Genomic DNA, 11,373 nt, shown 5'->3' on the forward strand with positions numbered 1-11,373 from the left:
CTCGTGTCGCTCACCGCACCACGACGGCGCTACCGGCCGCCCGCGCCACTGGGCGGGCGGCGGGTGGCGCCCGGGGGCCGCCGGCGCGGCGTCACCGCGCTGGGCTTCCTGGCCCCGGCCCTGCTGGTCCTCACCGTCTTCGTCGGCTGGCCCATGGTGTCGGCGCTGCGGACGTCGTTCACCGACGCCAGCGGCTTCGGCGACGCCGAGTGGGTCGGGTTCGACAACTACGTCCAGGTGTTCACCGACCCCGACCTGCTCAACGCCGTCACCAACACGCTCTGGTACACGGTGCTGTTCACGCCGACGGCGGTGGTCGCGGCGCTGGCGCTCGCGCTTGTGCTGAACAGTCCGGCGCTGCCGTTCCGCGGCTTCTTCCGCACCGCGCTGTTCCTGCCGTTCGTCGTGTCGCTGGCCGTTGCGGCCTACGCGTGGACGTACCTGATCGACCCGCAGGTCGGGCTGCTCAACCACTGGCTGAGCGGGCTCGGGCTGCAACTGGGGAACGTCCTGGAGGACCCGCAGCTGGCGATGCCGGCGGTCGCGCTGGTCGCGGTGTGGAAGAACTTCGGCTTTTACCTGGTGATCTTCCTGGCCGGGCTGCAGGACATCCCCGGCTCGCTGTACGAGGCGGCCAAGGTCGACGGCGCCGGCGTGTGGCGTCGCTTCACCAACGTGACGCTGCCGCTGCTGTCGAACACGCTGGCGTTCGTGCTGGTGTTCGCGATGATCGCGGCGCTGCAGGCGTTCGACCAGATCTACGTCATGACCGGCGGCGGGCCGTACGGCAACACCCAGACCATCGTCATGGAGATCTACGAGTCCGGCTTCCGCAAGCTGGAGCTGGGCTTCGCGTCGGCGCTGTCGTACGTGCTGCTGATCGCGACGCTGCTGCTCAGCGTCGTGCAGTTCGTGTTCTTCGGCCGCCGGGAAAGGGATGCCCAGTGATCGCCCGGCTCCGGCCCAGCACCGTCCTCGGCACGGTGACGATGCTCGCCGTCACCGCCGCCGTCATGCTGCCGCTGGCCATCATCGTGCTGACGGCGTTCAAGCCGGTCACGGAGGTGAACGCGTACCCGCCGACGCTGCTGCCGCAGGACTGGACGCTGGACAACCTGCGGCGCATCGTCGACGAGCTGCCGTTCGCCCGGCTGGTGGTCAACAGCTTCCTGTTCGCCGGCGGGGTGACGGCGTTCGCGCTGGTCTTCGACTCGCTGGCGGCGTACGCGCTGGCCCGGATCGACTTCACCGGGCGGCGGACGCTGCTGATCGCGATCGTCGCGACGCTGATGATCCCGTTCCAGGCGACGCTGGTCCCCGTCTACCAACTGGTCAGCGACCTGGGCTGGGTGAACACGTTCGCCGGGCTGATCGCGCCGCGGGCCGCCGACGCGTTCGGCATCTTCTTCCTGCGGCAGTTCTTCCTGGCGCTGCCGCGCGACCTGGACAACGCCGCCCGCATCGACGGCGCGTCGGAGTTCCGGATCTTCCGCAGCGTCGTGCTGCCCAACGCGATCCCGGCGCTGCTCACGCTGGCGATCTTCACGTTCGTCAACAACTGGAACGACCTGCTGTGGCCGCTGATCTTCACCACCGAACGCGAGATGGGCACGATCACGTCCGGGCTGACGCTGCTGACCGGGCCCGGCGGCATCGTCCCCTACGGCGTGATGATGGCCGGCGCGCTGGTGGCGATCGCGCCGCTGGTGATCGCGTTCCTACTGGTGCAGCGGCGGTTCATCGAGAGCATCGCGACGACGGGGCTGAAATGAGCGCGCCTTGGCACCGTGACGGTGCGCTGCACTTCGCGCTGGGCGTCGAGGACACGTTCGTGCCGCAGTCGCGGCCGGGCGAGCGCGCGATCGACGAGTACGAGCTGACCCAGCACTACGAGTTCTGGTCGTCCGACCTCGGGCTGGCCTCGGACGCCGGTGCGGAGCTGCTCCGCTGGGGCGTGCCGTGGTACCGGGTGAACCCGGCGCCCGGCTCGTGGGACTGGTCGTGGCTGGACCGCGTCATGGACCGGTTCGCATCGCTCGGGCTGCGGCCCGTGGTGGACCTGCTGCACTACGGCACACCGCTGTGGCTGGAGGGGCAGTTCGCGCATCCCGACTACCCGTCGGTGGTGGCGGAGTACTCGTTCCGGGTCGCGGAGCGGTACGCCGACCGCGTCACCGACTACACGCCGGTGAACGAGCCGATGATCCACGCGCTGTTCTCCGGCGAGTACGGGTACTGGCCGCCGTACCTGTCCGGTCCGTCCGGCCTGCGGACGATGGTGCTCCAGCTGGCCCGAGGGTTCGTGCTGGCGCAGCGGGCGATGCGTTCGGTGCTGGGGGAGCGCGGGGTGTTCGTGCACGTCGACGCCGGGATGCGCTACGACGGGGACGACGCGGCGACGATCGCGCGGCTGCGGGGGCAGGTGCATCTGGTCGAGGACCTGGTGACCGGCCGGGCGGCCGACGGCTTCGACGACTCGGAGCTCGCCTGGTTCGCCGAGCACGCCGTCCAGCCCGACGTCATGGGCGTCAACTACTACCCGCGGCACTCCACCGAGATCGTGTCGGCCGCCGATCCGCACGGCGGCGGCTTCGCCGACCCCCGTCCGACCCGCGACGACGGCGTTCTCGGCCTGGAGGAGCTGCTGCGCGGCGCGTTCGACCGGTACGGCGTCCCCGTCGCGCTGACGGAGACCTGCGTGACGGGGAGCGTCGCCGAGCGCGCGGCCTGGCTGGACGCGTCCGTCGACGCCGTGCGCGGGCTGCGGGCCGGCGGTGTCCCCGTCGTCGCGTACACGTGGTGGCCGGTGTTCGACATGTACGAGTGGACGTACCGGCACTCCACCCAGCGGCGCGAGGCGCACCGGCTGACGATGGGCCTGTGGGAGCTGTCCGAGCGCGACGGCATCCTGCACCGCGTCCCCACCCCGCTCGTCGACCGGTTCCGTACCCACGCCCACGATCCCCGCAACACAACCAAGGAGAGCTGAGTGCCGCACGCATCGCTGACCGTCGATCCGTCGTTCGTCGTCGGGTCCATCGACCGGCGCCTGTTCGGCTCGTTCGTCGAGCACCTGGGCCGGGCGGTGTACGACGGCGTCTACGAGCCGGACCACGCGACGGCCGACGAGGACGGCTTCCGCAAGGACGTCATCGAGCTGGTCCGCGAGCTGGGGGTGTCGACCGTCCGCTATCCGGGCGGCAACTTCGTCTCCGGCTACCGGTGGGAGGACGGCGTCGGGCCGCGCTCGCAGCGGCCCCGTCGCCTCGACCTGGCCTGGCACTCGCTGGAGACGAACGAGATCGGGCTGGACGAGTTCGCCCGCTGGTCGGCGAAGGCCGGCACCGAGCTGATGCTGGCCGTCAACCTCGGGACGCGGGGTGTGCAGGAGGCGCTGGACCTGCTCGAGTATGCGAACGTCCGGTCCGGATCGACGCTCGCCGATCTACGCGTCGCCAACGGCACGCCCGACCCGCACGGCGTCGTGCTGTGGTGCCTGGGCAACGAGATGGACGGGCCGTGGCAGCTCGGGCACCGCAGCGCCGAGGACTACGGCAAGCTGGCGGCGCAGACCGCCCGGGCGATGCGGCAGCTGGACCCCGGCGTGAAGCTGATCGCGTGCGGCAGCTCGAACCGGCAGATGCCGACGTTCGGCGCGTGGGAGCGGACCGTGCTGGAGCACACGTACGACGAGATCGACTACCTGTCCTGCCACGCGTACTACCACGAGACGCCGGGTGACCTTCCCGGCTTCCTCGCCTCGCCGGTCGACATGGACCGCTTCATCGAGTCGGTGGTGGCGACGATCGACCACGTCCGCGCGCTGCGGCCGGGCCGTCACCGCGTCGACATCTCCTTCGACGAGTGGAACGTCTGGTACGTCGACCGCTATCACGACGAGGACAAGGTCACCGACCCGCAGGTGTGGCCGGTGGCGCCGCGGATCCTGGAGGACTCGTACACGGTGGCCGACGCCGTCGTGGTGGGCGGGCTGCTGATGTCGCTGCTGCGGCGTGCGGACCGGGTGACGGCGGCGAGCATGGCGCAGCTGGTCAACGTCATCGCGCCGATCATGACCGAGCCCGGCGGCCCGAGCTGGCGGCAGACCACGTTCTTCCCGTTCGCGACGACGTCCCGGCTGGCCCGCGGCGTGACGCTGGCCGTCGATGTGACGTCGCCCGTGTACTCGACGTCGGCGTACGGGGAGGTGCCGCTCGTCGACGCCGTGGCGACGCACGACGCGTCGGAGGGCTCGACCGCCGTGTTCCTGGTGAACCGCTCGGTCGACTCGCCCGCGACGGTGTCGGTGGACGTCCGCGCCCTCGGCGCCACGACGATCGCCGAGGCGGTCACCCTCTGGGACGACGACGTCCACGCCCGCAACACCCTCGACCACCCCGACCGCGTCGGGCTGCGCCCCACCCCGTCGGCGGTGCTGGACGGCGGCACGTTGCGGGTCGACCTCCCGCCCGTCTCCTGGACGGCGGTCTCACTACGCTGAGGGGGTGACTGCTGAGACCGTGGAGCTGACCCGGTTCCGAGTGCTGCCCGAGAACGTCGACGCGCTGCTGGCGGCCCGGCCCGCGATGCTGGCCGACTTCCGCGCCGATCGCGACGGCTTCATCGACGCCGTGCTGGTGCGGCTGCCGGACGACGAGTGGCTCGACATCGTGACCTGGCGGTCGGCGGAGGACTTCGCCGCGTCGCGGGCGAAGGGCGCGAACCTGCCGGGCATCGAGGCCTTCTTCGCGGCGATCGCCGAACTCGTCTCGGCCGAGGAGGGCACCGCCGCGCGCTGACCCCGCCGGCCGGCGGTGACGCCGGGACATGGTCACGCGGCCCCGCGTTCACCTCACTCGCCGGCGGACCCATCGGCCTGGGGTTCTGGCCTCCATGCGGATCGCTGAGCGGGTGAGGTGCTCCCGGCACGGGTGTGGCCGCGCTCGTCCTGCGAGAGCAGGCCTCCCAGCGGCGACACCTCGCGCATCTCGATGGAGTCGCGATCGAGCCCGGTCAGCACGCGGTGGATTCCCGGCAGGGCGCCACCGTGCACAAGTGACTCCCATCGATCGAGGTTGCGCAGGTGCGGCTGACCTCGGACACTCTCCCTCAACCGGCGCAGGTTCCGCTCGATCGTCGGCCCCCATTCCTGCAGGTTCGTCCTGGACAGCTGGATCGACAACCGGCGATGGAGCTGCCAGGACCTCCGCTCGGAGCGCGTGAGGTCGGGGCGGACGGGCCGGCGAACGACCTCGAGCCGGTAGCCCATGCACGACAGCAGCCGGTCCAGTTGCTCGTCGCTGAACTCGATCTTGCCGGACAGGAACTGGCTGATGCTCGGCTGACGCACGCCGCTGAGCCGCGACAGCTCGGACTGGGTGGTGCGCGTGTCGCGCATCACCTCGCGGAGCACCTCGACCCTGTCGGACATGGCGCCATCATAGCAACCCGTGCTATAGACCACGCCACGAACACTAGGCTGTGACGGTCGAGCCGACCCCGGTGCGGGAGAATCGGGGGCGTGTGCGGACGGTACGTGGCTGACGCGTCGATGGACGACCTCGCCGCCGAGTTCGACGCGATCGCGTCCGGCGCGGTGCTTGAGCTGATGGCGTCGTACAACGTCGCGCCCACCGACCGGGTGCCCGTCGTGCTGGAACGCACCGACGAGCCGCTCGAACGGACCCGGCAGGTGCACGCCGCGCGCTGGGGGCTGGTCCCGTCGTGGGCGAAGGAGCCCGGCGGCGGCGCGCCGATGATCAACGCCCGCATCGAGACCGTCGCGGAGAAGCCCGCGTTCCGCGGCCCCATCGCCCGGCGGCGCTGCGTGCTGCCGGCCCGCGGCTACTACGAGTGGCAGCGCGGTCCCGGCCGGACGCGGCAGCCGTACTTCATCCACGGTGACGGCGGACTGCTCGCGATGGCGGGCGTGTTCGAGTGGTGGCGCGATCCGGCGCTGCCGGCCGAGCACCCGGACCGCTGGCTGCTGTCGGCCAGCGTGCTGACGACGACGCCGGCGCCTGGGCTGGCGCACATCCACGACCGGATGCCGGTGTTCCTGGCCGCGGCCGACATCCCGGACTGGCTGGACCGGGGCAACGAGGACACGACGGGGTTGCTGGAGCTGGCCCGCTCAGCCGCCGCCCGGGTCGGCGCCGCCCTCGTCGCGCGTCCCGTCGGAACGGAGGTCGGCAACGTCCGCAACAACCACGCCGGGCTGGTCGCCGAGGCGGCGCCGACCCAGCTCTCCCTCGACGGCTGACGTGGGCCGTGGGCTATTCGGGTGGCGCCCAGATGTCGTCCGGCTCGTCTGGGACCCGTCCATCCTCGGCGATGCGCCTCATGATCCGATCGATGGCGTCCTGGAACTCCTGCCTGATCGCCGCGAGATCCTCTTCGTCAGCGATCCCCGACCACTTGGCATGGCGATAGATCAGGGCGACGAGCTTGACGATGTCGTCGTCGAGATCCGCGTGCTCGAACGTCGCATCCCCAGCTGTCTGTTCGTACCCGAGCAGACGCATGAGATCCGCCAGTTCAGGGTCAGGCAGCTCGAGACCGGCGGCGAGCGTCCTGGACCGAAGCTCGGGGGCATCGTCGAGCAGTCTCTCGAGACGATCCGGATAGGCAGAGTGGTCGCGCGCCGCAAGCCGGCGGATCGGAGCGAGTGCTCGCGCGATCCTGTCGCCGGCACCCCGGGCCAGGTCACGGATGGCGAGGTAACCGGCGTAGACGCCGCCGAAGTGGATCAGCCGATCGACCGCTGTCTCCAGGAGATCGAACAGATCGCGCCAGTCGGTGGCGCCGAGTCCACCGCTGCCGCCCGTCAGGACCAGCGTCATGCCGTCCTCCGGGCGCCGGGACAGGCCGACTGCTGCGGTCGCTTGCAGCTCGCCGAATGTCACGGTGGATCGGTACGCATCCCAGTCGAGGACACCTGAAGGGCCCAGGACTGCCGGGATGGCACGTGCCGACCAGCCGTCTTCGCTCTCGGGCAGCCCGACCATGACGCCGGCGTAGGCGAGCTCCAGATCGGGCAGAGCAAGCCGATGCGCGGCCAGCACCGCCGAAGCCAACTCGAGGCCGGTCGTGTCAGGGCCGACCTCGATCTCCACCACCGGGAGGAACCGAGCATCACCGTCGCCGACCAGGAGGCTGGCAGTCGTGGGCACCGTCACCATGAGAGCAGCGTGCCACCTGCCCTGGCCGCTGACGATCTGATCGACGCCGGTTCAGGCTCCCGCAGCGGGAGGAAGTGGCGGCTCGCCGGTCGTCGTGACGATGATCTCGGCGGCGATCTTGCGCAGCCTGACATTGTCGCGCTGCGAGCGGCGGCGCAGGATCTCGAACGCGGTGCGGGCGTTGCAGCTGTGCCGGCTCATCAGCACCCCGAGCGCCTGGTCGATGACGTAGCGGGAGGTCAGCGCGACGCGCAGGTGCTCGGCGTGCGCGGCGTACTCGAACATCCGCACCGCCACCTGCAGCGCGCCGGCGTGCCGGGCGGCCAGCTCGGCGACCCGGGCGCGGGTGGCGTCGTCCAGCCGATCCGGCCGCTGCGCGTAGACGGTGACGGCGCCGATGCTGGCCAGCTCGCCGGGGATCGGCGTCGCGAGCACGGCGGCCACCCCGTCCGCCGTGCCGCGCAGCGTCAGCTCCGGCCAGCGCAGGTCGACCGGCAGGTACTCGACGCACACCGGCTCGCCGGTCTGCACGGCCCGCAGCGTCGGCCCGTCCTGGGTGATGTACTGGATATCCTCCAGCGCGGCGGCGACGCGGTCGCTGCCGCCGAACGTGGCCGCCACCCGCGGCCCCCGTCTGGTCGCCACCGCGCAGGAGACCCCGCCGAGGGCGTCGGCGACACCACTCGCCAGCCCCGTGAGGAAGTCGTGCAGACTACTGCTGCTCGACAGCAGCGCCGTGTCCGTCGTCGGTTGCGTGGTGATCGCTTCGTCTGTGGTCATCGGCTCCGCCCCCGTCGCCTCTGTACCTGCAGTCATGGGCTGTCTCCTCACCGACGATGCCATCGACCAGCGCAAACGGCTTCGACCTGACGGGACGAGACCAGCCCGGACCTCCCGTCCTGGCAGGTCGAGGCCGATCGGACTGACAGCCGAGCCGGGACCGGGCAGAATGGGACGATGTCGCACAGCGGCGATGCCCGGGGCGGGGCGTCGAAGCCGCCTGTCGCGGAACCGCCGGTGGGGATGGTGGCGCGACGTGGACGATCACGGCTGCGCGAGCTGCAGGCGCTGTCGCTGCTGATGACCGACGGGCGGCCGGGTCCAGACATCCTCGCGCTGGTCAGCGGCGCGGTGCGGTCGTGGACGCGGTACGAGGTGGTGGCCACGCCGTGCGGTCCGGAGGACGAGCCGGTCGCCGGCGTCACGGGGCTGCGGGCCAAGGGCGGCCGCGTCACCGCCAAGGGGTACGCGTGGGCGTGGGCCTACCCGATGCGCGCGTTCAACGGACCGCAGGGCCAGCTGATCGTCGGCGGCGACGGCCCGCCGTCGGCGGAGGAGCGGGCGCTGCTGACCGGCCTGGCCCGCCACGCCGGCGTCGCGCTCGGGCAGGCGACGCTGCGTCGCCGGCTGGACGAGCTGGGCGCCGAGCTGCGCGCCGTCACCGACGACCTGGAGCGGGCCCGGGCCGAGCTGCGTCAGCACACCGCGATCCAGGAGACGCTGGCCCGGGCCGCGGCCGACCCGACGGAGGACCGCATCCGGGCCATCGCCGAGGCGCTCTACGCGATCACCGGGCTGCCGGTCGTCATCGAGGACTCGTTCGGGCACGCCCGCGCCTGGTCCGGGCTGGCCGAGGCGCCGGCCGCCGCGCCGTCGCCGGACTCCGCCGCCAGCCCCGCGCTGCGCGGCCCGCTGGTGGTCCGCGAAGGTGACCGGCTGATCACCGCCGCGCAGCCACGGCACGAGGTGCTCGGCACGATCGCGCTGGTCGACCCCGGCCGCATGGCCGGCGAACGGGACGAGTTCGCGCTGACGCACGCCGCGCTGGTGCTGTCCGGCGAGCTCGCGCACGTCCGCGCCGTCGCCGAGGTCGAGGGACGGCAGCGGCGTGAGCTGGTCGACGACCTGCTGACCGGGGCCGACGAGGCCGCCGCGGCGGCGCGGGCGGAGGCACTCGGCCACGACCTGAGCCCGCCGCACCGGGTGCTGGCGATCGGCTACCCGCTGGCCTCGGCCGACGACGCGCTGGAGGCGGCGGCCGCGCGGTCCGCCGCCGAGCTGGCGCTGCCGCACCTGCTCGGCCGCCGCGACGCCCACGTCGTGCTGCTGACCCCCGACGCCGGCGGCGAGACGTGGGCCCGGCTGCACGCCGGCATCTCCGCACGACTCGGCGCCGCCGAGGTCGCCATCGGCGTCGGCCGCCCCGCCGACGGCCCGGCCAGGATCGCGCAGTCGTGGCAGGACGCGCAGCGGGCGCACGCCGTCCGGGCCGGTGGCCGCCACCGCGACGGCGTCACCGTCGACGACGAGTTGGGCATCTACCGCATCCTCGGCGCCGGAGCCGGCCACGGCGACCTCCAGCGCTACGTCGACGAGTGGCTGGGGACGCTGCTCGGGTACGACGCGGAGAACCACAGCGAGCTGACCCGCACGCTGGCCACGTACCTCGACCGCGGCGGCAACTACGACGAGACGGCCGCCGCGCTGATCATCCACCGCAGCACGCTGCGCTACCGGCTGCAGCGCATCCGGGAGCTGACCGGCCACGACCTCGGCGACCCCGAGACCCGCCTCAACCTCCACGTCGCCGTCCGGGCGTGGTCCATCCTCGCAGGCGACGACTGACGGCTTTGCTGGTGGGCGGCACTTCAGGGGCGGCGGCCCACCAGGCGTACTCCCGCTCTACCAGGCATGCATGGGTGGTAGAGCAGGGGAACGCCTAGTGACGTACGCGGCACCGCCAATGGTCGCGCCCGGCCCTCAGCTGGGGGAGTAGAGCTCCAGTTGGGCGAGCCAGAGCCGGGCCGGGAAGTCCGCCGACCCGCCGCCGGCGGCTTGGACGAGGCGGACGTGGGTGGCGCGGCGGGTCTCGGCGTCGTGGACGGAGTAGGCGGTCTCCGGGCCGTCGGTCACCGAGATCCACGGCTCCCACGCGCCGGAGTCGCCGTCGCGGGTCTCCAGCCGGTAGGCGGTGCTGGAGTGGTAGCGCAGCCGGTACTCCGGCCAGTACAGGACCGCGCGCGCCAGCAGCCGCGGGCCGGCCAGCGCGACCTCGACCGTGTGCGGGTCGTCGAGGTCGGCCGACGCCCAGCTGGTGCGGCGGTTGCCGTCGGTGAGGACGGGCGTGACGTCGGTCCAGGGCTGGGCGACGACGACCGGGCCCATGAGGTGCGGCTGCAGCCGGTTGTCCGAGCCGCGGTGCCACAGGATCGGCGTCGCCGTCTCGTCGACGGGGTGGGCCATGGTGACCGGGCCGTCGGTGTCGCTGAGGAAGTCGTTGCGCATCAGGACGGTGATGTGGCGGTAGTACGCCGGCAGCTCGGTCGCGAAGAACTCGTCCTCGTCGGGCAGCCGCTCGCCGTAGGCGTTGAACGACATCGAGTGCGGGCCGCGGCGGGGCTCGATCTTGGCCAGCTCGTCGTCGGCGAACGCGCGGTGGATCTCCCAGGCCGATAGCGCCAGGCCGTCGCGCTCGTAGTGGACGTCGAAGTCGGTGTCCATCATGGCCCAGCCGCCCTGCTCGGACGACCAGATCTCGGCGACGACGTGCTCGTCGACCGGCGGGTCGGCGACGGCCTCGTCGCCGACGCGGTAGCTGTCGGAGATGCCGCGGTGCAGGTTGATCAGCCGCGCCGGGATGCCCAGCGCCAGGCAGCACTGCACCAGCGACACCGAGTAGTGGATGCAGATGAAGTGCTCGACGCCGCGGGAGCCGCGGTCCAGGATCAGCAGCGCGTTCCACTCCGGCATCCGGTACGGGATGTGGTGCGGGAACAGCGACTTGATCCAGTCGCGCAACCGCGCCGCCCGCTCGACCGACGTCCCCTCGCCCGCGACGGAGGCCAGCGGGAACCGGCGGCGCAGCTCCGCCAGGGTCGGGTGGTCCGGATCCTCCGACGCGAACGGGACGGCCCCGTCCGGCGCCGGCGCGGTGACGTCGTAGTAGACGGCGTCCGCGGACAGTGGGTTGACGGTGCCGAGGCAGCTCTCGACTCGCACCGTCACGCCGGCCTCCCGGGCCAGGTTCACCCGCGGGTACGACGGCAGCACGGCCAGCTCGTCGGCCCGGTCCATCCGGGTGAGGATCTCCGTCCGCCACTCGGCGAGCCGTTCCTCCAGCGTGCGATAGTCCGGGTGCTCCAGCACGGCGTCCTCCATCGGGCGATGACCGGTCGGATCGAGGCTACGGAAC

General features: G+C 72.0%; 11 protein-coding genes. 7 read left to right on the forward strand and 4 right to left on the reverse strand.

The window, feature by feature from the left end; translation table 11 throughout:
* The first annotated feature begins 3 nt into the window (after positions 1-3).
* The 5 genes from C1I92_RS09230 to C1I92_RS09250 are packed head-to-tail and all read left to right on the forward strand — an operon-like array spanning position 4 to position 4,799.
* Positions 4-948, forward strand: a complete 945-nt coding sequence (locus C1I92_RS09230; RefSeq protein ID WP_111254375.1) for a carbohydrate ABC transporter permease — start codon at positions 4-6, stop codon at positions 946-948.
* Entirely contained in the window at positions 945-1,772 is an 828-nt protein-coding gene (locus C1I92_RS09235; protein WP_199521091.1) for a carbohydrate ABC transporter permease, read from the forward strand. The genes C1I92_RS09230 and C1I92_RS09235 overlap by 4 nt, the downstream gene beginning before the upstream one ends.
* A complete protein-coding gene (locus tag C1I92_RS09240; RefSeq protein WP_111254376.1) occupies positions 1,769-2,989 on the forward strand; it encodes a family 1 glycosylhydrolase in 1,221 nt (406 codons plus the stop codon). The genes C1I92_RS09235 and C1I92_RS09240 overlap by 4 nt, the downstream gene beginning before the upstream one ends.
* A complete protein-coding gene (arfA, locus tag C1I92_RS09245; RefSeq protein ID WP_111254377.1) occupies positions 2,990-4,501 on the forward strand; it encodes an arabinosylfuranosidase ArfA in 1,512 nt (503 codons plus the stop codon).
* Between the two features lie 4 nt (positions 4,502-4,505).
* Entirely contained in the window at positions 4,506-4,799 is a 294-nt protein-coding gene (locus C1I92_RS09250) for an antibiotic biosynthesis monooxygenase (protein ID WP_199521092.1), read from the forward strand.
* A gap of 53 nt (positions 4,800-4,852) precedes the next feature.
* Here C1I92_RS09250 and C1I92_RS09255 read toward each other — a convergent pair whose 3' ends face one another.
* Complete coding sequence (locus tag C1I92_RS09255) at positions 4,853-5,431, reverse strand: helix-turn-helix domain-containing protein (RefSeq protein ID WP_199521093.1); 579 nt, start codon at positions 5,429-5,431, stop codon at positions 4,853-4,855.
* Positions 5,432-5,521: 90 nt separating this feature from the next.
* On the opposite strand from C1I92_RS09255, the gene C1I92_RS09260 reads away from it, so the two are divergent.
* On the forward strand, positions 5,522-6,262 hold the full coding sequence (locus C1I92_RS09260; protein ID WP_111254379.1) for an SOS response-associated peptidase: 741 nt from the start codon (positions 5,522-5,524) through the stop codon (positions 6,260-6,262).
* A 13-nt stretch (positions 6,263-6,275) separates the two neighbouring features.
* Here C1I92_RS09260 and C1I92_RS09265 read toward each other — a convergent pair whose 3' ends face one another.
* Both C1I92_RS09265 and C1I92_RS09270 read right to left on the reverse strand, forming a co-directional pair.
* Complete coding sequence (locus C1I92_RS09265; RefSeq protein ID WP_111254380.1) at positions 6,276-7,181, reverse strand: hypothetical protein; 906 nt, start codon at positions 7,179-7,181, stop codon at positions 6,276-6,278.
* A gap of 51 nt (positions 7,182-7,232) precedes the next feature.
* The gene (locus tag C1I92_RS09270; RefSeq protein WP_111254381.1) at positions 7,233-7,961 is read right to left on the reverse strand and encodes a GAF and ANTAR domain-containing protein; all 729 of its coding nucleotides are present in this window, start codon (positions 7,959-7,961) and stop codon (positions 7,233-7,235) included.
* 243 nt (positions 7,962-8,204) lie between these two features.
* On the opposite strand from C1I92_RS09270, the gene C1I92_RS09275 reads away from it, so the two are divergent.
* Complete coding sequence (locus C1I92_RS09275) at positions 8,205-9,806, forward strand: PucR family transcriptional regulator (protein ID WP_111254382.1); 1,602 nt, start codon at positions 8,205-8,207, stop codon at positions 9,804-9,806.
* A gap of 135 nt (positions 9,807-9,941) precedes the next feature.
* Here C1I92_RS09275 and C1I92_RS09280 read toward each other — a convergent pair whose 3' ends face one another.
* Positions 9,942-11,339 carry a transglutaminase domain-containing protein gene (locus C1I92_RS09280; RefSeq protein ID WP_111254383.1) on the reverse strand — a complete coding sequence of 466 codons (1,398 nt, stop codon included), beginning with the start codon at positions 11,337-11,339 and terminating at the stop codon, positions 9,942-9,944.
* Positions 11,340-11,373: the final 34 nt, after the last annotated feature.

This window comes from Jiangella anatolica, assembly GCF_003236295.1.
Lineage (GTDB): Bacteria > Actinomycetota > Actinomycetes > Jiangellales > Jiangellaceae > Jiangella > Jiangella anatolica.